Origin of the sequence: Pseudomonas donghuensis, from assembly GCF_000259195.1 — a bacterium.
GTDB lineage: Bacteria > Pseudomonadota > Gammaproteobacteria > Pseudomonadales > Pseudomonadaceae > Aquipseudomonas > Aquipseudomonas donghuensis.
The window spans coordinates 93,774-115,681 of the sequence record NZ_JH650762.1 but is presented as its reverse complement, the minus strand read 5'-3'; the positions used below and the strand labels follow the sequence as shown (position 1 = coordinate 115,681).

Here is a 21,908-nt window from a genome sequence, read left to right as displayed (position 1 = left end):
CGCCCTGCCGGTACGCGATGCCAGTTGCCCGTTGTTGCAACGTGATGCCCGGACCGTCTACAGCCGTCTGGACAACGCCACCACCCAGCGCTTGTTGCAACAGGCGCCCGCCGCGTACCGCACGCGCATCAACGAGCTGCTGCTGACTGCCCTGGCCCGGGTGATCTGCCGCTGGAGCGGGCAGCCGAGTACCCAGGTGGTGCTGGAAGGCCATGGCCGCGAAGAGCTGTTTGCCGATCTCGACCTGACCCGCAGTGTCGGCTGGTTCACCAGCAAGTACCCACTGGCGCTGACGCCGGCGCCTGGCCTGGCCGAGGCGATCAAGGCAATCAAGGAGCAGATCCGGGCAGTGCCCGATAACGGCCTCGGCTATGGCCTGCTGCGTTACCTGGGCGATAGCACGGCGCGCCAGGCGCTGGGCCAGCGGCCGTTGCCGCGCATCACCTTCAACTACCTGGGACAGTTCGACAACAGCTTCGACGGCCAGAGCGACGATGCGCTGTTTACCGTGGCCCGTGAAGCCTCGGGCAGCGAGCGCGCCGAGCTGGCCGAGCTGGGCAACTGGCTGACCCTCAATGGCCAGGTGTACCAAGGGCGGTTGAGCATCGGCTGGATTTTCAGCCCGCAGATGTTCGACAGCCAGGTCGTCGAGGGCTTGGCCGCCGACTATGCCAGCGAACTGCAGGCGCTGATCGAGCACTGTTGCCATGCGGCCAGCGGCGGCCTGACCCCGGCGGACTTCCCCCTGGCCGGGCTGACCCAGGCCCAGCTCGACGGCCTGCCGGTGCCGGCGCGCGAGGTGGCCGATATCTACCCGTTGTCGCCGATGCAACAGGGCATGCTGTTCCACTCCCTGGAAGCCGACGAGGCCGGCTTGTACATCAACCAGACCAGCGTCGCGGTGCAGGGGCTTGAGCTTGAGCGCTTCGTTGCGGCCTGGGACCTGGCAGTGGCCAACCACGACGTGTTGCGTAGCGGGTTCTGGAACGCCAGCCACCTGGCCCAACCGCTGCAGGTGGTGAGCAAGCAGGCGCCGTCCGTGGTGCGTGTGCTCGACTGGCGTGGCCAGGCGGTAGCCAGCGACGCCATCGAGATGCTGGTGCAAGCCGATTGCCGCGAGGGCTTCGACCTGCTGCGCGCGCCGCTGATGCGGGTCACCCTGGTGCGCCTTGACGATCAGCGTTGCCACCTGATCTGGACCCGTCACCACATTCTCATGGACGGCTGGAGCAGCTCACGCCTGCTCGCAGAGGTGTTCCAGGCCTACCATGGGCGCCCGGTGCAAGTGCAAGGGCGCTACGGCGACTACATTGCCTGGCTGCAGCAACAGGATGACCAACAAGCCCTGGAGCAGTTCTGGCGCCAGCAGTTGCGCGACCTGGGCGAGGTCACCGAGCTTGCGGCCTGCACCTGGCCGCGCCCTGCGGCCCAGTTGCACGGCCACGATGCGCTCTACCTGGATTGGGATGCTGCCCGCACCCGCCAGTTGCGCAACGCCGCCCAGCAGTTGCGGGTCACCGCCAACACCCTGGTGCAGGCCGCCTGGTTGCTGCTGTTGCAGCGCTACACCGGCCAGCAGAGCGTCTGTTTCGGCGCGACGGTGGCCGGGCGCCCGGCCAGCCTGCCTCAGGCCGGCGAGATGCTCGGGCTGTTCATCAACACCTTGCCGATCCTGCAAAGCCCGCGGCCAGACCAGCGCGTCGGCGACTGGCTGGAGCAACTGCAGGCCTACAACCTGGACGTGCGCGACCATGAGCATGCATCGCTTGCCGACATCCAGCGCTGGGCCGGGCACAGTGGCCGCAGCCTGTTCGACAGCATCATCGTGTTCGAGAACTACCCGGTCGACGAGCGCCTGCGGGAGGTCGGCCAGGGCTCGTTGCAGTTTGGCGCCACCAGCGGTCGCGATGTCACCAACTACCCGATGGACCTGGCGGTCAATCTGGGCGAAACCCTGAGCATCGAGTTCCTCTACCTGCGCAACCGCTTCAGTGCCGACAGCGTGGTGCAGATCCGCGCCGGTTTCGAGACGCTGTTGCAAGCCTTGCTGGAGCAGCCGCAGGCGACCCTCGGCAGCCTGGCCATGCTCGATGCCGGCGGCCTGCAGGCGTTGGCCGCGGCCAACCCGGTGCTGCCAGCAGAGCCCCAGGCGCCGAGCCTGCTCGAGCGGGTCCAGGCCCATGCCGCAAGCCAGGGCGATGCGCTGGCGGTGGTCTGCGCCGGGCAGCACTTGAGTTACGCCGAACTCGAAGCGCAGGCCAATGCCCTGGCGCACTGCCTGCGTGCCCAGGGCGTAGGGCCGGAGGTGCGGGTAGGGGTTGCGTTGAACCGTTCGGTGCAGATGATCGTGGCCCTGTACGCCGTGCACAAGACCGGCGCCGCCTACGTACCGCTGGATATCGACTACCCGCAGGAGCGCCTGCAATGGATCGTCGAAGACTCGGCCATGAAGGTACTGCTGACCCATAGCCGGGTGCTGGCGCGCCTGCCGCAGACCACGCAGGCGCAGGTGCTGAGCCTCGACACCCTGGCGCTGGATCAGTACCCGCAAACAGCGCCGCCGGTGCACATCGAGGCAGAGCATCTGGCGTACCTGATCTACACCTCCGGGTCCACCGGCAAGCCCAAGGGCGTTGCCGTGGCGCGCGGGCCGCTGGCCATGCATTGCCAGGCGATCGGCGCGCTGTACCAGATGACCCCGGCAACCCGCGAATTGCTGTTCATGTCGTTCGCTTTCGACGGTGCCCAGGAGCGCTGGTGGTCGACGCTGTTGGCCGGCGGTTGCCTGGTACTGCGTGACGACAGCCTGTGGACCGCCGAAGAAACCTGGGCGGTGCTGCATGAGCAAGGCATCAGCATTGCCTGCTTCCCGCCGGCCTACCTCAAGCAGATCGCCGAGTATGGCCAGGGCCAGGACAATCCGCCGCCGGTGGACATCTACTGCTTTGGCGGCGATGCCGTCGCCGAGGCCAACTTCGACCTGGTCCAGCGCACCCTGCGCCCGCGGATGATCACCAACGGCTATGGCCCGACCGAAACCGTGGTCACCCCGATGCTTTGGCGCGCCGCCGCCGGGGCCCGCTGCGAAGCGGCCTATGCGCCGATCGGCGAGCGTGTCGGCAACCGCAGCCTGTATGTCCTCGATGCCCAGCTCAACCCCTTGCCCGACGGCGTCGCCGGCGAGTTGTACATCGGCGGCGAAGGCTTGGCGCGCGGCTATCACCAGCGCCCGGGGCTGACCGCCGAGCGCTTCATTGCCAGCCCGTTCGAGGCCGGCGGGCGCCTGTACCGCTCCGGTGACCTGGTACGCCGCCGCGCCGACGGGGTGATCGACTACCTGGGACGCCTGGATCATCAGGTGAAGATTCGCGGCTTTCGCATCGAGCTGGGTGAAATCGAAGCCCGTCTGCGCGCTCAGGCCGGGGTGCGCGAGGCCGTGGTGGTGGCCCGCGACAGCGAGGCGGGCAAACGCCTGATCGCTTATGTGGTGGCCACGGCGCAGGGGCTGCAGGTCGAGCAGTTGCGCAGTGCCCTGCAGGGCGAACTGCCCGATTACATGGTGCCCGCGCAGATCCTTGAACTTCAGGCCATGCCGCTCAACCCCAGTGGCAAGCTCGATCGCCTGGCCTTGCCCGACCCGGACTTCAAGGGCAAGGCGTATGTCGCCCCGCGCAACGCCCTGGAACGCCTGCTGGCGGCTATCTGGGAGGAGGTGCTGGAGCTTGAACAGGTCGGTGCCACGGACAACTTCTTCGAGCTCGGCGGCGATTCGCTGCGCACCCTCAAGGTGTTGAGCAAGGTGCGCCAGCAAGCACCGGCCGGCTTTGAACTGAAGCTGCGCGACATGCTGGCCAAGCCAACCATCGCTCAGTTGTCGGGTTATGAGGAGCAGGCAGGCGAGCTTGACCCGGTGCTGGCGCTCAATGGCGCCACGCAGCCAGGCCCGGCGCTGTTCTGCCTGCACGCAGGCTTCGGCACGGTGTTCGACTACGAACCGTTGGCGCGGCGCCTGCAAGGGCAGTGCAGGGTGTATGGCCTGCAATGCCGAATGCTCCTGGACCGTGACTGGGAGGATGACTCGCTGGAGTCGATGGCCATCGATTACGCCCAGTACATTCGCCAGAAACAGGCACAAGGTCCGTACCGTCTGTTGGGCTGGTCGCTGGGTGGCACCCTGGCGGTGCTGGTCGCCGCAGAGCTGGAAAAACAAGGGCAGACGGTGAGCTTCCTGGGCCTGGTCGACAGTTTTATCCCACGGCGCGATCCGTTGGCGCACGCGGATGACTGGCGTGACGACCTGCCGGCGTTTCTGGCCCAGACCGCCAATCTGCGGGTCGAACCTGGCCAACTGCCGAGTGACGAGCCTGACCTGGCGCAGCTCAGCGCCTTGTTGGCCGCGCTGCAGCCGGCTACGCCGGCCCAGGCCAGCCGCTTCGAAGCCGATGAACTGGCCCATGCCTTCCAGGTGGGCTTGCGCCTGAAGGCCCTGTCCAGGCAAGTGCAGCCATTGCCGCGCAGCGACTGCACGGCACAGGTGTGGTGGCGCGCTGAACTGCCGGTTGAGCTGCTCGAGGCCTATGAAGCGAGCCTGCACGTGCAGGCCGCAGGGCAGCGTATCGACGCCGGTCACTACGACATCCTGGCCAACAGCGAGCTGCTTGCCCAGCTGCAGCGGCACGTGTTGCGGGCCGAAACGCTGGTCGATTGAACCCGGGGTGGGGCCGTCCGGCCCCGCCTTTTTTCCTATTATTCTGTCTGGATGCTTCCATGTCCTTGCACCCTGATCTTTCTGCCTTTCTGGAGCTTGCCGAGTTCGGTCGCCTGACCGGCAAAAGCCAGCCTCTGCACGCGTTGCCGCTGGCCAAGGCGCGTGCCGATTTCGAGGCCACTTCGCAGATCCTTGACCCCAACCCGCCGGGCGAGCTGCAGGTCAGCGCCCTGCAGTTGCCGACCCGCGACGGTAGCGAGATTGCCGCGCGGCTCTATCGCCGCAGCGCCAGCGCCGCTAAAGCCTTGCCGGTGATGCTCTATTTTCATGGCGGTGGCTATGTGGTCGGCAGCCTCGATTCCCATGATTCGGTGTGCCGCCGCCTGGCGCTCAGCGGTGAGTTCGCGGTGTTGGCCCCGGCCTACCGGCTGGCGCCGGAACACCGCTTCCCGACTGCCGTGGAGGATGCCGCCGACAGCCTGGCAGCGCTCGTCGAGCAGGCCGGCGCCCTGCACCTGGACAGCAGTAAAGTGGTGCTGGCCGGTGACAGCGCCGGGGCGACGCTGGCCACGGTGCTGGCGGCGATGGCCGCGTCCGGGGCGTTGCCAGCGGCACTGCGGCCGGTGGCGCAGTTACTGTTCTATCCGGTGACCGACATCAGCCAGCTGCGGGCCTCCCATCAGCGTTATGCCGAAGGCTACCTGCTGGAGTCGGCCACCCTGGAGTGGTTTTACCAGCACTACGCGCGCACGCCAGCCGACCGTCTCGACTGGCGCGCCTCGCCGCTGCTCGGCAGCGCCATTGCCCAGGTGCCGGCCTACGTGGCGCTGGCCGGCTACGACCCGCTGCATGATGAAGGCCTGGCCTATGCCCAGTGGTTGCAGGCGGCGGGTACCGAGGTGACCTTGAGTGTCGAAACCGGTCTGTCCCATGACTTCTTGCGCATGGGCGGCATCGTCGCTCAGGTGGAGCAGGTCTACGCACAGGCATCGGCCTGGCTTGGCCAGGTGCTCGAACGCTGAGGCCCGAACAGCAAAACGCCGCCCCGGCAAAGGTCGCTCCCAGGAGCCTGGCCTTTGCCGGGGCGGCGTTTGTGTGCAGGACGATCAGAACTCGTACTTGGTGCTCACCAGGAAGCTGCGCGGTTCACCATAGGAGCCGCTGTAGAAGTTGTCATCCAGGGAGCTGATGTACTTCTTGTCGAACAGGTTGTTGACGGTGGCGGTGGTCGACCACTTGGGCGTCAGCTGGTAGCGGGCCATCAGGTTGAAGGTCGCGTAGTCGCCTTGCTTGGCCTTGGCCGGCGCACTCAGTTGCCAGGAGTCGACAGTGAAGTGAATGCCGCTCTGCCAGTTCATGCCACCGCCGACGGTCAGGCGATCCAGCTCGCCGGGCAAGCGGTAGGTGGTCCAGAGTTTGAACAGGTCGGTCGGGACGATGGTCTTGACCCGCTCGCCGTCATGGTCCTTGACCACCGCATGGGTATAGCTGGCGGCGATGTTCCAGTCCGGCATGATCTCGCCGTTGACTTCCAGGTCGATGCCCTTGGTCTTGGTTTTTTCCGCCTTGTAGGCGGTGATCAGGTCGTTGCTGGGCAGGGTGCCGTCTGGGATCGCATCGTTGTCCAGCTTGACCTCGAACAGGGCCAGCGCGGTGTTCAGGCGGCCGCCGAAGTATTCGCTTTTCAGGCCGATCTCGTAGTTGTCGCCTTCACGTGGGTCGAGCAACTTGCCGTCGCGGGAGCGGTAGGGCTGCGGCTTGAAAATGCTGGTGTAGCTGGCATACACCGAGTGGATGTCGCTGAGGTCGTAGACCACGCCGGCATACGGGGTGACTTCGCCGCTGACCTTGACCGAGTCATCGGTATTGTTGCGCACCATTTTCGGGACGTTGTAGTGCAGCATGGCGTCGTACTTGTAGTTGCTGACCCGCGCGCCGAGGATCACCGAGAGGTCGTCGGTGGGCTTGAGGCGGGTGGCCAGGTAGGCGCCGTTCTGCCGCTGCTTGAGGTTGTCGTCTTCGCGGTTCATGGTGTAGGTCGGGTTGGGCGCATAGTTGTCCCAGGTCCAGATGTTCACCGGCTTGCCGCTGACGCCGTTGTCGCTGCCGCCATCGGCGGTCGGGTGGCCGAAACCGTTGCGGCGGTTTTCGTAGTCCTGGTAGTTGAAGCCGACCACCAGCTCGTGGGTGCGCCCGCCCAGCGCGAAGGGGCCGGACAGCATGATATCGAGGCCGCGCTGTTCCTGGGTGTTGTCGCCCTTGGTGGCGGTGTATTTCAGGTCTTTGCCGGTGTCGGCATTGACGAAGCCGGTGGAGGTGCCGACGATGATCGAGTTGTAGTCGCGGGTGCCGTACAGCGAGTTGGCGGCGACCTTGAGGGTCCAGTCGTGGGCCAGTTTCTGTTCGATCGAGGCGAAGGCGTTGACTGTCTCCTGGCGGTTGGTGCTGTTGCGGCTGGCACCGTTGGCCGAGCGCTGCATGTGCACGCGGTTGCCCTTGTTGTCGACGATTGGCAGGCCAGTGGTGGAGAAGCCGCGCGGGTCGCTGTTGAGGTAATCGACGCCGACGGTGAGCAGGGTGCTGTCGGTCAGGTCGGCCTCGACGATCCCGTAGAGGATGGTCTTTTCCTGCTGCAGGTGGTCGGTAAAGCTGTTGCCTTGCTGGTAGGCGGCCACCGCGCGGCCGCGCAGCTTGCCGTTTTCGGTCAGCGGGCCGGAGACGTCCACTTCACTGCGGTACAGGTCCCAGGAGCCGAGGCCGCCGCTGACGTAACCCTTGAAGGTGTCGGTGGGGCGCTTGCGCACCAGGTTGATGGTCCCGGACGGGTCACCGGCACCGGACATCAGGCCGGTGGCGCCGCGAACCACTTCAATCCGGTCATAGATGGCCATGTCCGACAGCGCCTGGGGCAGGGCCTGGCTGAAGGCGAAGGAAGTGGTGGGCAGGCCGTCGTACTGGTAGTTGTCGATGGCCAGGCCGCGCGAGTACACATACAAGCGGTCACTGCCCGGGCTCTGTACGTTGATGCCGGCCGTCTGTTCCAGCACCTGGCCGATGCTGCGCAGGTTCTGGTCGTCGATGCGCTGGCGGGTCATGACGCTGACCGACTGCGGCGTTTCGCGCAGGCTCAGGTTGAGCTTGGTGGCGGTGTTGGTCGAGCCAGTGGTGTAGGAACCTGTGCCTTCAGTGGTGCTCCCCAGCCCGGTGGCACCAATGGTCGTCGCCCCCAGTTCGACCGAGCTCGACGAGCCGCGGCCGGTGACGGTCAGGGTATCGCCCTGCAGGCTGTAGTTGAGGTTGGTGCCGCCGAGCAGGATACCAATCGCCGCTTCCGGCTGCAGGCGCCCTTGCACCGGCGCACCACGCAGGTTCATCACATCGTCAGGGCTGAACAACAGCTGCACGTTGGCCTGCTGGCCGAAGCTCTGCAAGGCGCTGGACAGCGGTTGCGCCGGAATGTCGAAGGCCACTTCCCGTGCCTGCACCTGGGCAGCCAGCGGCAGGGCCAGTGCCAGGCCGAGGGTGGTGGAAACAATGCGCGGTTTGAGCAGCCGGCGCATCATCAGCGCTTTGGCTAGAGGTGAAAGGGCGTGTGCTGGCATGGTGTGCTCTTGGCAGGGTGGCTACTTGATTGATAATGATTTCTATTACTGGGGATGAGACGTTCGTAGGCCCGCAAACCGGAAAATTATTTTCGGCCGCGGGCTTTTTCAGTGCGAAGGGATCAGGCCAGTTGCGGTTCGCTGACGACGCTGCCGGCGTTCATGCGCACCAGCTGGTCGGCGACGTTGAAGTAGCGATCGTCGTGGGAGATGACAATGATGGTCTTGCCCAGGCGTTTGAGGTCCGGGAGCAATTCGGTGTAGAAGATCCGCCGGAAGGTCGGGTCCTGGTCGGCGGCCCACTCGTCGAACACCAGTACCGGGCGTTCTTCGAGCCAGGCATTGAGCAGGGCCAGGCGTTTGCGTTGCCCGGTCGACAGGTCGGTGGTGCTGAACACCCCGTCGCGGACACTGACTTTGTGGTCGATTTCCAGGCGCCGCAGGTAGCGGTCGGCGTCAGCGGGAATCTGCGTGTCACCCTGGACCACATCGTCGAACAGGTAGTAGTCGGCAAAGATGGTGGTGAACAACTGCCGATAATCGTCGCGGGTTTCGGCCACCACCGGCGTGCCGTTGAGCACGATGCTGCCACCTTGTGGCGCGTACAGGCCCAGCAGCAACTTGATCAGGGTGGTCTTGCCGCAGCCGTTTTCACCGACGATGAAAATGATCTCGCCCTGTTCGATGCGCAGGTTCACCGGCCCCAGCCGGAACGGCTCGAAGCCCTCCACGCGGGGGAAGGTGTAGGTCACATCGGTCAGTTCCAGGCTGTTTACCGCAGGCGCTGGCGCGCCGTTGTCGCTGAGCAGCAGGTGAGCCTCGGGTGAGGAGAACTGCTGCGACAGTTCGGCGATGCGCCGAAACGCAATCTGCGCGCGGCTGACGATCGGCAAGGTGCTGACCAGGTGATCGAGCGGGCCTTTCATGTACAGCAGCACCAGCACGAAGCCGCTCATCGCCGCCTTGTTGTCGCTCGGCCATAACGACTGCATGGCCAGGGCCAGGCCGATGACCACGAAGAACAGCATCGAGCCGAAGCTCTTGGCGATCACGAAGGTGTTGATCGAGCGGATCTGCGTGGCGCAGATCCGTTCGGCGGTGCCCTGGATGCCCTGGACGAACATGCGCTGGCGCCGTGGGCGGTGGATGCGCAGTTCCTTGGCCCCTTCGGCGATGGCGTGGTAGTGCTTTTGCAGTTCGTCCTCGGCTTCACGCGCCGCTTCAAAGCCTTTCAGGCCGCGTGCGCGGGCGATGAATTGCACGGCGGTGCCCAGGGCAATGGCCAGCAGGATCAGCAGGAACATCGGCCACGACAGCATCGCCAGGTAGCCCAGGCAGCCGAGCACCACGGTCAGGGAAATCGCCAGCGGGGCAAAGGCGAAGGCGAAATCGCTGATGGTGTCGACGTCATGGGTGAGCACCGGAATCAAGCGGTGGCTGCGGTATCGCTCGATCTGGTCGATGGGCGCGGCGAGCACCTTCTCGCCCAGTGTCTTGCGCAGTTTGGCGATGATGTGCTGGCCGACGTGGTTGGTGCCGATGTCGGAGCAGATGGTGCTGAGCAGCGCCAGCAGGCACAACCCGGCAAAACCCAGGACAACGCCCTGGGTCAGGCCGCTGTCGCTGTGCAGGGCGCTGTTGATGGTCGCCAGCAGCGTGGTGACGCTGATGCCGCCGACCATGCCCAGGGCGATGGACATCGCCACCAGCGGCCAGAACGGTTTGAGCAGGCCGAACAGGTCGCGAACGGCGCTGCGGGATGGACGGGTCATTGACGTCTCTCGCTTCAGGCGTTGATGAGGTCGGCGGCCAGCGGGCTCTCGCGCAGGGTGCGCGGCGTGTCCAGCGCGTGGTACAGCGACTGGCTGATCTCGTCGGCGCGCGCCGGCAGCACTGACAGCAGGGTATCGCTCAGGCCGTGGGAGGCCTCACAGAAACCTTGCAGGTAGATGCCCGCTTTCAGGCGTGGATCGCTCAGGGCGCGGTAATGGCGATCGACCTGGAAGTCCTGCAGGTACTCCTGCAGCGGCGCCAGCAGCTCGCGGTGCGAGCGGCGCTCGTAGCCGGTGGCCAGAATCACCGCGTCATACCGGTGGGTCTGATCCTTGCCGGTGGCGTGATCGCGCAGGGTCAGTTCGATGCCCTGGTCGGTGGCCGAGACCGCTTCCACTTCACGGCGGCAGAGTACCGAGTGGCGGAACTGGTGCGCGACTTTCTGCCGGTAGAGGATGCCGTAGATGCGCTCGATCAGGTCGACGTCAACCACCGAGTAGTTGGTGTTGTGGTATTGCTCGATGAGTTTTTCGCGGTCCTGGGGTTGTTGCTCGAACACAAGGTCCGTGTAGGCCGGGGCGAAGATCTCGTTGACGAACGGGCTGTCATCGGCAGGCTTGAGGGCCGAGGAGCGCAGGATCATGTCGACCTTCACCGACGGGAAGCTGTCGTTGAGGTCGATGAAGGCCTCGGCCGCGCTTTGCCCGGAGCCGATGATGGCGATGCGCATGGCCTGGCCCTGGGCGCACGGCAGCTGCTCGAGCGCCGCCAGGTACTGGGAGTGGTGGAACACCCGCGGGTCTTGCTTGAACGGTGCGAAAAGCTTGGGAATACGTGGCGAGCCACCGCTGCCGACCACCACCGAGCGGGTCAGGCGGCTGTGCTCGCGGCCCTGGCTGTCACGCGAGACCAGCTTGAGCAGGTCGATGGCGTCGCCGTTGAAGTGCGGCTCGATGCGCACCACTTCTTCACCGTAGACGGCCTGGTCGGCAAAGTGCTCGGCAACCCAGCGCAGGTAGTCGTTGAACTCCAGGCGGCAGGGATAGAAGGTGCCCAGGTTGATGAAGTCGACCAGGCGCCCTTGCTTGTGCAGGTAGTTGACGAAGCTGTAGGGGCTGGTGGGGTTGCGCAGCGAGACCAGGTCCTTGAGGAAGGAAATCTGCAGCTCGCTCTGGGTGGCCAGGGTGTTGCCGTGCCAGCGGTAGTCCTGCTGCTTGTCGATAAACAGTGCCTTGAGTGCCTGGCCGCTGCTTTGCGCGCGCTCCTGCAGGGCAATGGCCAGGGCCAGGTTGGAAGGGCCGAAGCCCACGCTGATCAGATCGTGGAGGGTATCGTGCGAAGTCGTCTGGCTCATGTCGTCGATTCCTTGAAGGAGAAACTCGGGGCGGGTGCGATGGCAAGCAGGCCCCGCTGCGGTCGATGGCAGCGGGGGATCTACCGTTTGAAACGAGTGGATAGACGGGGAATTTAGCGCGCGGCCCGGTGGCTTCCGGGCCATGCGCCAGGCATCAGAGTTCGCGGGCTACGCGCAGGCCAAGCCAGTCGCCGCGGATATCGGCCGGGCGATCATTGCGATTGCCGGAGCGGGAAAAGATCGGTGCCTCGCCCCAGTCGTTACCGCGAATGTGGCGGGTGGTGCAGCCAGGTTCCACCCAGGCGCTGCCGTCGCTGGGGGCGCCGACATAGTTTTCGTGCCAGCAGTCGGCAACCCACTCGTAGACATTGCCGTGCATGTCGTAGACGCCAAAGGCGTTGGCCGGGTAGCTGCCCACCGGCGAGCTGAAGCTGAAGCCGTCACGCGGGCCGTAGGTGTTGGCGTTGCGGGTGATCTGATAGTCGGCGCCAGGGTCCATGGCAAAGGGGAACGGCCCGCTGCTGCCGGCGCGGGCGGCGTATTCGCGCTCGGCCTCGCTGACCATGCGGTAGTGCTTGCCGGTCTTTTTCGACAGCCACTCAGTGTAGGCCTGGACATCGTGGTAGCTCATGCACACCGCCGGCTGGCGTGGCTTTTGTTCATAGCGCGGTTTGCTCGCCTTGCATTCGCGGCCGGGGCGGGTGTCGCCGTCGGCAATCACCACGCCGGACTCACGCAGGTAGGCGTCCCACTCGCCAGCGGTCACCTGAAAGCGGCTGATGGCGAAGGGTTTGGCGAACGTCACGGTGTGCAGCGGGCCTTCATCGGGCTGGCGCCCGACTTCGTCATCGGGGGTGCCCATCTGATAACTGCCGGCGGGTAGCACGACCATTTCCGGGCAGGCTGCCTTGCAATCGCGAAACACCGTACCCGGTGTCTGGGCGTTGGCGGCCTGGGCACTCGACAAACCAAGTGCGGTGAGCAGGGCGGCCAGGGAGAGGCGGTACATCAAGGGTGCGGACATGAGCGAGCCTTTTCAGAGTTTCTTGATCAGGAGGGCCATGGCCCGGTCGATTTCCTGCTCGTTGTTGAGCAGCCCCGGGGCCATGCGCAGCACTGGGCCGGCGTCGCGGTCGACGGCGTCGACGACGATGCGGTTGCTGGTGAGGTAATTGGCCAGGGCGTCGGGGTCCTGGCCCTTGACCCGAATGAAGGTGAAGCCGGCCGAGTGTTCGCGGCTGAGCGGGGTCACCAGCTCGATGGCCTTGTGTTCGAGCAGGCGCTGCTTGAGGTAATCGTTGAGCTGGTGGATACGCGCCTGAACCTCGGCCTTGCCCAGTTGCAGGTGCAGTTCGAAGGCCTTGCCCAGTGCCCAGCGGTGCTCGAAGGCGTGGTAGCCGCCCGGGGTCATGATGGTGGCAAAGTCCTCATCCTCGGAGAACGTGGCAAAGGTTGGCACCAGGTTGCTCATCTGCTCGGAGGCGGCGCAGATGATCCCGGTGCCGCGCGGGCCAAACATCCACTTGTGGGTGCCGGAAATGAAATAGTCGCAGTTGAAATCGGCAAAGTTGGCGTCCTCCACGCCGAAGCCGTGCACGCCGTCCACCACGTAGAGAATGCGCCGGTCTTCGTCACGGTCGCGATTGTGCTGGCGCACCAGTTCGCCGATCTGGCCAATGGGCAATTTCACCCCGCTGCCGGAGTGCACCCAGGTCATGCCCAGCACCCGGGTGTTGGCGTTGATGGCCTGGTCGAGGGTGCTCAGCACCTGGTCGGTGGAAATCTCCCGTGGCTGCTGGAACAGCCGCAGCTTGCGCACCTGGGTGCCCTCATGACGCTGGCGGAACGCCAGGGCTTTGCGGGTCGCATAGTGTTCGTGCTCGGTGGTGAGAATTTCCTGGCCGGGGGCGACTTTGAGGCGGCCATAGATCATTCCCAGGCCTTCGGTGGTGCTGCCGGTCAGGGCGATCTGCCGCGGGCGTACCGCCAGGTAACGGGCTGCCCAGTCGCGCACCTCACCTTCGCGCTGCCATTCGATCTGGGTTTCCCAGTCAACCCAGTGCGCCGGGTTGCGGTCGATCTCGGCGCGGTAGTAGTCGATGGCCTCCTGCACCGGGCGCGGGTGGGCGGTGACCAGAAAGTTGGCGAAGTGCGCATAGGCCGGGTCCAGGGGAAACAGTTGGCGCAGGTTGTGCCATTTGTCCTTGCCGCTCAGTGGCGCCGGCGCGGCTGCCAGGGCCTGGGGCAACAGCGGCAGGCTGGCGGCGAGCAGGCCGGCCTGCTTGAGAAAGGTGCGACGGTCAGTCATGTCTAAAGCTGCCTGGATTCAAGGAGTAGAGGTACTGGCAATGGGGCGGGCGGCTCGTTGCACCTGGTCCCAGACCCGCAGGAAATTGCCGCTCCAGAGCTTGGCGATGTCGGCTTCGGAGTAACCGCGGCTGAGTAGCTCGGCCGTCACGTTGCGGATCTCGCTGACATCCTTCCAGCCCTCCAGGCCGCCACCGTCGTTGAAGTCGGAACTGATACCGACATGGTCGATGCCCATCTTCTTCACCGCGTAGTCGATGGCGTCGCCGTAGTCCTTGAGGGTGGCCTTGGGTTCCTGCTCGACAATGTCGTACAAGCTGCCGGCGTACTCGCCAAAGCGTGCTTGCGGCCAGATGGCGATAACCGCATCGCCGGGCATCAGGGCATTGGCCAGCCCTTGCAGCGGTTGCAGGCCAAAGCGCGCGCGCAGGGTTTCGAGTTTGTCCAGGCTCGGCTTGCTCAGGGGCTTGAGGTAGGTGCCGAAAGCCACCACCTGCAGCACGCCGCCGCTGTCCTTGATCAGTTGCATTTCCTTGTCGCTGAGGTTGCGCGGGATGTCCACCAGTGCGCGCGGCGCCGAATGCGAGGCAACCATGGGCGTGCGGCTGAGGCGGGCGACGTCTTCCAGGGCCAGGGTCGACATCTGCGAGACATCGATGATTACCCCCAGGTCGTTCAGGCGCTTGACGGCTTGTTCGCCCAGCTCGGACAGGCCGCCCAGGGCATCGGGGGTGTCGTTGAAAAACGGCAGCGGTCGCGAGGAGTCGGCCCAGTCGTTGTTGGCCACATAGCTGAAGCCGAACATGCGCATGCCGCGCTTGGCCCACAGGTCCAGTTGCGACAGGTCGTGGCCCAGCGGGTAGGCGTTGAGCATGCTGATGAAAATGGCGAACTTGCCTTCGCCATTGAGGCGGCGCAGGTCATCCGGGGTATAGGCGATGCCGACCTGATTGGGGAAGTCGCGGACCATGTTGCTGATGATTTTGTAGCGCACTTCCTGCTGGTTGCGCGCTTCGTCGACAAACCCCGGGGTTGGCCGATGCGGGGCATTGGGGCCGTTCCACAGCTCCGGCCAGCCAAAGATGGTCAGCGCCGCGCCCGAGAGCCGGCCCTTGCCGGCCTTGACCAGGTCGAACTGGCCGGGGCCGTCCTTGTCGAATTCGTTACCCTCGTTACCGAACTTGAGCGGCACGGTGATGTGGCTGTCGAACGTCAGCATGTGCTCATGCAGGGCATTGGCCTGCTCGACGATCGGGCGCGGGTAGCCGGCCGCCTGCTTGTAGTACAGGTAACCGGCTGCGGCCGCGCCCAGTGCCACCGCCAGGGCGAGCGGCAGGCCGATGTACAGGGCTTTGCGGGAACGGGTCTTGGTCTTGGTCATTGCCATCTCGACACTGGGCTGATCGGAACGGCTTGCCCGGTGCACTGGCGTGCCGGGGGCAAAGCACGGGTATCAGGAGGGACGAATGGCGCTTGGGCAAATTTATCCAGGCGCCGGTCTGGCTCAAGTTTCTGCGTGTACGGTCGATAGCCGGGCTAACCCCAATACCATCAGGATGATAGAAACATGGCAGGTTTTAGCGCCGTCTCAATCAACGGGACCCCTTTGAACAGCGGCATCGGCACAGGCATCACCATCACCGGGCAGGAAAAAACGGCCGGGTTGGAGGCGCAGGGTGCGGTCAACGTTGACATGTCCAAGGTGCGTGATAGCGGCAAGGCCGAAGAAGCCAAGGAAAGCGCCAGCGAGGGTGAAGAGCCGGCACACATCAAGCAAATGCGCGAGATGATCAAGAAGCTGCAAAAGCAATTGGCCGAGCAGCAGAAGCGTTTGCAGGAAGTCATGTCCAGGGACATGGAACCTACCCTCAAGGCTGCGGCCGTTACTGCCGCGCAGTCGGCGGTGGGCGCGACCATGGCGGCGATCGCAAGCGCCACGGCGGCACTGCTCAAGGCGCTGACCGAAGCCGGTGGCAGCAGTTCGGGCTCGCTGGTCAGTACCAACGCCTGAGCCATAAAAAGGGTTCTTCATGCGATCCCGGGGACGATGATTTTGGGGTTGGGTCGAGATGTTGAGGTTGTGGGCTTATCCATTCGTTGTGGTGCTGCGGCTGGCCCCTTCCGCCTTTACGGCGGCCTACTTTTCTCTTGGGAAGAAGTAGGCAAAACCGCTTGCTCCTGCATACGGCCCTACGCTGCGGGAGCGAGCGGTTTTGGTTCCTTTTGCCAAGAACAAAAGGGACCCGCCGTAAAGGCGGAAGGGGCCAGCAGCGGCGCCACATAGAATGGATAAGCTCGCAGCCTCAACAACCCAAACCAACCCAAGGATCATAGCCCCCAGGCTCCCGTGAAGAACCACACAAAAGGGCCTGTACATACACAGGCCCTTTTCTGTTCAGTCAGCCAACTGACGGTCCTGGCTGCGCTCGGACTTGTAGCGCATGGCCACCGCCGGAGCCGGCTTGGTGCTGCCGGTCTCCAGCCACTGGCGCATGCGGCTGGCGTCGGCAAAGTGGGTGTACTTGCCGAAGGCATCGAGAATCACCATGGCCACCGGGCGGTTGTCCATCTTGGTCAACAGCACCAGGCAGTGGCCGGCATCATTGGTGAAGCCGGTCTTGGTCAGCTTGATGTCCCAATTGCTCTTGTTGACCAGGTGGTCGGTGTTGCGAAAGCCCAGGGTGTAGTTGGGCTTGCGAAACGCCACGGTCTGCTCGCGGGTAGTGCTCAACTGGCTCAGCAGCGGGTAGTTGCGCGCGGCCATCAGCAGCTTGCTGAGGTCACGGGCGGTGGACACGTTGTTGATCGACAGGCCAGTGGGTTCCACGTAGCGGGTATGGCTCATGCCCAGCACCTTGGCCTTGGCGTTCATCGCCTTGATGAACGCGTTGTAGCCACCCGGGTAGTTGTGCGCCAGGGTCGAGGCGGCGCGGTTTTCCGATGACATCAGGGTGATCAGCAGCATGTCCTTGCGGTTGAGCTGGCTGCCCAGCTTGACCCGCGAGTACACCCCTTTCATTTCCTTGTTCTGGGCGATGGTGACCGTGAGCATCTCGTCCATGTTCTGCTTGGCGTCGAGCACCACCATGCCGGTCATCAGCTTGGTCACCGAGGCGATGGGGACAACCCGGTCGGGGTTGTTGGCGTAGAGCACCTTGTTGGTTTGCAGGTCGATCAGCAGGGCACTGCCAGAGGCCAGGCGCAATTTCGCCGGATCGCGTTGTTGCTGGGCCGGGGGTTGAGCAGCAGCGGTCGACGTGACAGTCGCAGTACCTGTGAGCAACAGGAGCAGGCTAAGAATCGAAAGGGAAGTTTTCACGTTGAGGCTCACTAAAAGTTGTTATGTCGTTGGCTGTGCAAGGGTTTTCCCCCAAAAAACCGCTGCATTCTGGAGTATGGCTCAGATCCTGTCGATTGCCCTGCATCCGTTGGGCGGAACATGAAAAAGATTTAATCGTGTACCCATTTTGTACCCATTTAGCTGACTTTCCAGCTGGCTCAATTTCGATCAGTCATTAGCTGAATTCGATCAAGGTCCTGGAGACGGATGCCGGTGATTTCAGACTGACTCGGGTCGCGATATCCGATGATTTTCTTATGCTGATCGTCCATGGTGAATCCTCGGGTTGCGCGCCACGATAGGATGCAGTAATGAACCGGACAGCAGGTACTGCTAGGCTCGCCACTCATGTGACTAACGATTTACATCACCAAAGGAATGGAAATGATCTTCGACTGGCACGCTGGCCCCATTACACGCACCACCCCGCTGGATAAAAACTACCGCAATACGCAGAAGGTCCGGCAGTTCCTCACCGGCGAATGCGGGGCGTCGTTCACGTTCGATCGAGCATTCATGGCCTGGATTAAAAGTGGCGAGCCCTTGACGATGGGTGAAGTGGCGGATGAGTGGACTCGCACTCACCGTTGATCTGAGGGGCACATTTCAGGGTCTCGTCAACCTTGTCATCATGCTGCCTGCTGCGTTGGCGGCTATCAGCGCCACTGCACAGGCAGCCAACGAGAACAGCGTAAAAGCGCCCATTACATGCAAGTAAGGAAGTACGTGATTCCATGCTCGAGCTACCCCCAAGAAAGCGGCAAATAGCCAGCCGCTCATAGAGAGAGCACCCAAAAGAGCAAGGCGAGTGCGGGCAGAGTTGTGTAGCAAGACAAAAGGAGTTTTTTGCAGCAGTGGGAAACCCATCCGGTGCAACAAAGCGCCATTGAGACTAAGCAGCGCGACAACGCTCACCTTGGCCCAGAGCTTTTGATTGAGCAGATACGCGCTCCCCTCATAGAGGTAACCCTGGAGCACCAGCAGCATGCCGCTTCCCCACAGTGCCAGTAATGCGAGCGTGACGATTTTTTGAGTCTCTTCAAGATACTCACGTTGCACCTGGCTCAACACATCCTTGCGCCAGCGCCATAGCTTTTGATCAGCCTGTAACACCCTCCCCAGAGCAATACAGGTGGCAATCAGATGACCATACACGAGTAGCATTTTGAGCATTACCTGGACCTTATTTTTATGTGGGCAATGCACTCCCTCGCACCCTTTATGTGAAACTAAATGATACATATTATTGCTTGCGTCAACAAGTTGCCGGCCCAGCCGCCCATCTGGAGCCGTTTGCTTTCAGCCAGCGCTTGCCAAGCTGACGGGGCTGGATCTACCCGTCAGCTTCTTTCTCTCGGTGGGCATTTGTTACAGTCGTGACCTTCTTTGGTCAACCGGACGACCTCTTCATGATCGCCAACATCGAGTTCACCAGCAGCCCCACTGAACAGCGCGGGCTGTACCGGTATCTGGCTGGATACTTTCAGCTTCCAGGCGCCGGCGTTTTACCGCACGCTCGGTTTTACGGTTTTTGGTGAGCTCGCCGACTATCCGCCGGGGCATACCCGCTACTTCATGCGAAAGCTGCTCTGAGACCGGTGAAAAACGATCATTGGCGGCCCAGAATCCGATCCATCACCCAGTCGGTCTTCAGCGCTTGTGCTGCGACTGCCGGGTGCCTGGCCGTACCGCGAATATGCGCATTCATGCCCAGTACGTGATGCCACTGGATATGCTCGGGGTTGGCGATCTGCAGGCTGAGCTGTTCGTCGGCGTCCAGGCGCACCGGGTACTCGTCGAACACTGAAAAGCCGATCCGGCCTTTGCTGCCGATGATCTCGACACGGTCCTCGCGGCGGTCGGCGACGAAGTTCCAGCAGCCCGTGCCCAACGCGCCATTGGCGAAACGCCAGCTGGCGGCCACGGCGTCTTCGGCGGCATACAGGCCGGCCTGGCGGGCGCTGCAGCCGGTGACGTCGACGATGTCGCCGAGCAGGTACTGGAACAGGTCCAGGCCATGGCTGGCGAGGTCGGCGAAGTAACCGCCACCGGCAATCTGCGGATCGGTGCGCCAGTTGGCGCTGCCGTTGCGGTCGGCGTCGGTGGCTGGCTTGGTCAGGGTCCAGCTCAGGTGCCGGACCTCGCCAATGCGCTGGTCTTGCAGCCATTGGCGAACTTGCTGGAAGCGCGGCAATGAACGTCGGTAATAGGAGACGAACAGATGCCGTCCGGCGTCGACGAAGGCCTGTTGCATCTGCCGGCTGCTGGCGGCATTGAGCGACATCGGTTTCTCCACGCAGCAGTGCTTGCCGGCCGCTGCGACCTGCAGGCTGTAGGCGCAGTGGCTGTCGGGTGGGGTGGCAATGTACACCGCGTCGATCTGCGGGTCGGCAATCAACTGCGCCGCATCGCTGTAAACCTTGGCGATGCCATGGCGCGTGGCATAGTCCTGGGCGGCGGCGGGGCGCCGGCCCATCACCGCCACCAGCGCCGACCCCGGCGCCTTGTAGAAGGCCGGGCCACTCTTGCATTCGGCAACGCTGCCGCAACCGATCATTCCCCAGTTGATTACCTTCATGACGACGTCCCTATTGCGTGCCTGTTCATTCAGCCTCGGGCGATGATAACAATCCCCGGCAAACGGATCGACCGCGCATAAAAAGCCCCGCCAAAGGGCGGGGCAAGGGGCTGTGCGGAGCAACGCACGATAAAACCTTGGCGGCCCTCAGGCCTGCAGGCCAGGGCCTTCCAGCCGGTCGGCGAGGGCCTGGGCGGCGGGCAGTGAGGTCAAGGGCCCGGAGATCGGTTCGCCATTGCGCACCAGATACCAGCAGGCCAGCAGGCCCAGCTCCCTGAGCGAGGCGGGGACAGCGCTGCCGATGACGGACATGATGTTGATAGGGGCCATGGGGGAGTCCTCCCGTGAATCATGGGCCTACCTTAACGGCCAGTGCGCAGCGGTTGAAATCAACGCGCTCGATAGTGATCATCAGCGGTATTTCTTCACCAGCGCGGCGGCCCGTAATACACCGGCGGCGGCCCATAGTAACGCTCGCGGTAATAGGGCGGCGGTACCGGCACGTAGCGCTCGACCACCGGGTACGGCTGGTAATAGACCGGTGGCGGTGGCTGCATGTAGACCGGAGGCGGCCCGTAGTACACCGGTTGGCGTTCGACATAGACCGTGCGGTCGCGGCCGCCGTAGAACGCCGAACCCACCACGGCACCGACCACCGCCGCTCCAATCAGCGGCGCCACCCGGTAATGGCCACCACCACCGCCATGGGCGGCTGCCTGCCCGCTGGCGGCCAGGGCACCAACCAGCAGGGCGATTATCGGAACATGACGGTTCATAGCCATTCCTCACAGAACAACCCCGACGCCGGGGATACTTATAAGACTGCGGGAATTGCGAAAATCACACAGCTTTTGAGTAAAGGTTATGTAAGCGCCGATCAGCGGTCGGCGGCGAACGTGGGCATAATGCCGGCTCGCTCGAAGGGGAAAACTCAATGGCTGTTGTTCCAGGCAAAAACACCGTGCTGTGCATCTCGCTGGCCGGGCGTCCGGGCACTTTTGGTGTGCGTTTTCATAACCATCTGTATCAGCAGCTGGGGCTGGATTATTACTACAAGGCCATGACCACCCAGGACCTGCCGGCGGCGGTCGGCGGCATTCGTGCCCTGGGCATTCGTGGCTGCGGTGTATCGATGCCGTACAAGGAAGCCTGCATGGCCCTGGTCGATGAAATCGACCCGTCGGCGGCGGCGATCGAGTCGATCAATACCATCGTCAACACCGACGGTCACCTCAAGGCCTACAACACCGATTACCTGGCCGTGCGCCGATTGCTCGAGCAGCACCAGGTCGACCCTTCTACCGCCTTCGCCTTGCGCGGCAGCGGCGGCATGGCCAAGGCGGTGGCCAGTGCCTTGCGTGATGCGGGCTTTACCCAGGGCATCATCGTCGCCCGCAATGAGCAGGCCGGGCGGCAGTTGGCCGACAGTTGCGGTTATCGCTGGCAGGCGACGCGGGGCGCCTTGGCCCCGCCGATGCTGGTGAATGTCACGCCGATTGGCATGGCCGGTGGTGTCGAGGCTGGCCAGCTGGCATTTACCTCCGAGGCAATTGCGGCGGCGCAGCGGGTGTTCGATGTGGTGGCGATGCCGGCGTTGACGCCATTGATCGTCGAGGCCCAGCGCTTGGGCAAACCGGTGATTACCGGGCTTGAGGTCATTGCCTTGCAGGCGCTGGAGCAGTTTGTGCTGTACACCGGGGTGCGGCCGACCGATGAGCAGGTGGCGCGGGCGGTGGCGTTTGCCCGCGGCTGAAGGGTAAAACCTATCGCGGGGCAAGCCCGCTCCCACAGTGGATCTGATGGTACACAACCCTGTGGGAGCGGGCTTGCCCCGCGATGCTGTTACTCGAACTGCGCGAGGCGCTCTTCCAGCGCCGCAATCCGCGCTTCCAGCGCTTCGATCCGCTCCAGTGACACCGCGCCACCGGCCGAGCGCTCCGGCCCTTGCTGGCGCGCCGCCAGAATCGCCTCGATCTCGGCCGGATCCCCCAGCGCATGGGTGTAACGGTCCTCACGCTGCCCGGCCTGGCGCGGCAAGTGCAGGGCGAAACCGCGGGCGATCAAGCGTTCAAGCTGGTGCACGACCTGCTCGGCATCTTCGAACTCATGCATGCGGTTGCTGCGGGTCAGCAGTTCGTTAACGGTCTGCGGCCCGCGCAGGAACATCAGCCCGAGCAGGGTCACCTGCGCCGGCACCAGCTCCAGGGCCTTGTCCACGCGCTGCTCCCAGCGGTCGGCGCGGCTGC

Annotated in this window: 17 protein-coding genes and 1 pseudogene; 6 read left to right on the top strand and 12 right to left on the bottom strand. The window is 63.8% G+C overall.

All coding sequences use genetic code 11. The features are described from left to right. Nucleotides 1-4,708: non-ribosomal peptide synthetase (locus tag UW3_RS29440; RefSeq protein ID WP_010222466.1), on the top strand; the 4,708-nt coding region annotated here is incomplete at its 5' end. A 59-nt stretch (nt 4,709-4,767) separates the two neighbouring features. Beyond that, entirely contained in the window at nt 4,768-5,730 is a 963-nt protein-coding gene (locus UW3_RS0110870; protein WP_010222464.1) for an alpha/beta hydrolase, read from the top strand. Nucleotides 5,731-5,814: 84 nt separating this feature from the next. On the opposite strand, the gene UW3_RS0110865 is transcribed toward UW3_RS0110870, so the two are convergent. The 6 genes from UW3_RS0110865 to pvdM form a co-directional block, all read right to left on the bottom strand. Then, nucleotides 5,815-8,310, bottom strand: coding sequence for a TonB-dependent siderophore receptor (locus tag UW3_RS0110865; RefSeq protein ID WP_036995513.1), 2,496 nt, complete (start codon nt 8,308-8,310; stop codon nt 5,815-5,817). Between the two features lie 122 nt (nt 8,311-8,432). Further along, nucleotides 8,433-10,082, bottom strand: coding sequence for a cyclic peptide export ABC transporter (locus UW3_RS0110860; protein ID WP_010222461.1), 1,650 nt, complete (start codon nt 10,080-10,082; stop codon nt 8,433-8,435). Nucleotides 10,083-10,096: 14 nt separating this feature from the next. Continuing rightward, nucleotides 10,097-11,437, bottom strand: coding sequence for a lysine N(6)-hydroxylase/L-ornithine N(5)-oxygenase family protein (locus tag UW3_RS0110855; protein ID WP_010222460.1), 1,341 nt, complete (start codon nt 11,435-11,437; stop codon nt 10,097-10,099). Nucleotides 11,438-11,591: 154 nt separating this feature from the next. Further along, complete coding sequence (pvdO, locus tag UW3_RS0110850) at nt 11,592-12,446, bottom strand: dihydropyoverdine dehydrogenase (protein ID WP_026001275.1); 855 nt, start codon at nt 12,444-12,446, stop codon at nt 11,592-11,594. A 27-nt stretch (nt 12,447-12,473) separates the two neighbouring features. After that, the gene (pvdN, locus tag UW3_RS0110845) at nt 12,474-13,745 is read right to left on the bottom strand and encodes a pyoverdine-tailoring periplasmic protein PvdN (RefSeq protein ID WP_010222458.1); all 1,272 of its coding nucleotides are present in this window, start codon (nt 13,743-13,745) and stop codon (nt 12,474-12,476) included. A gap of 18 nt (nt 13,746-13,763) precedes the next feature. Continuing rightward, a complete protein-coding gene (pvdM, locus tag UW3_RS0110840; protein WP_010222457.1) occupies nt 13,764-15,125 on the bottom strand; it encodes a pyoverdine-tailoring dipeptidase-like protein PvdM in 1,362 nt (453 codons plus the stop codon). A gap of 186 nt (nt 15,126-15,311) precedes the next feature. Here pvdM and UW3_RS0110835 point away from each other — a divergent pair, with 186 nt between their 5' ends. After that, nucleotides 15,312-15,755 (top strand): hypothetical protein, encoded by a 444-nt coding sequence (locus tag UW3_RS0110835; protein WP_010222456.1) that lies wholly within the window; start codon nt 15,312-15,314, stop codon nt 15,753-15,755. 384 nt (nt 15,756-16,139) lie between these two features. Here the strand turns inward: UW3_RS0110835 and pbpG are convergent, their stop codons facing one another. Next, a complete protein-coding gene (gene pbpG, locus UW3_RS0110830) occupies nt 16,140-17,063 on the bottom strand; it encodes a D-alanyl-D-alanine endopeptidase (protein ID WP_026001274.1) in 924 nt (307 codons plus the stop codon). Between the two features lie 405 nt (nt 17,064-17,468). Between pbpG and UW3_RS0110820 the strand changes: the two genes are divergently transcribed. Then, a complete protein-coding gene (locus UW3_RS0110820; RefSeq protein ID WP_010222454.1) occupies nt 17,469-17,675 on the top strand; it encodes a DUF6434 domain-containing protein in 207 nt (68 codons plus the stop codon). A gap of 15 nt (nt 17,676-17,690) precedes the next feature. Here the strand turns inward: UW3_RS0110820 and UW3_RS0110815 are convergent, their stop codons facing one another. After that, nucleotides 17,691-18,257 carry a hypothetical protein gene (locus UW3_RS0110815; protein WP_010222453.1) on the bottom strand — a complete coding sequence of 189 codons (567 nt, stop codon included), beginning with the start codon at nt 18,255-18,257 and terminating at the stop codon, nt 17,691-17,693. Between the two features lie 282 nt (nt 18,258-18,539). Here UW3_RS0110815 and UW3_RS29435 point away from each other — a divergent pair. After that, a pseudogene (locus UW3_RS29435) lies at nt 18,540-18,677 on the top strand (N-acetyltransferase); the annotation flags it as partial. A gap of 16 nt (nt 18,678-18,693) precedes the next feature. Here UW3_RS29435 and UW3_RS0110810 read toward each other — a convergent pair. The 3 genes from UW3_RS0110810 to UW3_RS0110800 form a co-directional block, all read right to left on the bottom strand. Continuing rightward, entirely contained in the window at nt 18,694-19,662 is a 969-nt protein-coding gene (locus UW3_RS0110810; protein ID WP_010222452.1) for a Gfo/Idh/MocA family protein, read from the bottom strand. Between the two features lie 147 nt (nt 19,663-19,809). Further along, nucleotides 19,810-19,992 (bottom strand): hypothetical protein, encoded by a 183-nt coding sequence (locus UW3_RS0110805; protein WP_010222451.1) that lies wholly within the window; start codon nt 19,990-19,992, stop codon nt 19,810-19,812. Between the two features lie 95 nt (nt 19,993-20,087). Continuing rightward, on the bottom strand, nt 20,088-20,438 hold the full coding sequence (locus tag UW3_RS0110800; protein ID WP_010222450.1) for a hypothetical protein: 351 nt from the start codon (nt 20,436-20,438) through the stop codon (nt 20,088-20,090). 158 nt (nt 20,439-20,596) lie between these two features. On the opposite strand from UW3_RS0110800, the gene UW3_RS0110795 reads away from it, so the two are divergent. Continuing rightward, nucleotides 20,597-21,415 (top strand): shikimate 5-dehydrogenase, encoded by an 819-nt coding sequence (locus UW3_RS0110795; RefSeq protein WP_010222449.1) that lies wholly within the window; start codon nt 20,597-20,599, stop codon nt 21,413-21,415. Nucleotides 21,416-21,504: 89 nt separating this feature from the next. Here UW3_RS0110795 and UW3_RS29430 read toward each other — a convergent pair. Next, nucleotides 21,505-21,908, bottom strand: a 404-nt coding sequence (locus UW3_RS29430) for a DUF480 domain-containing protein (RefSeq protein ID WP_010222448.1), incomplete at its 5' end; no start/stop codon positions are given.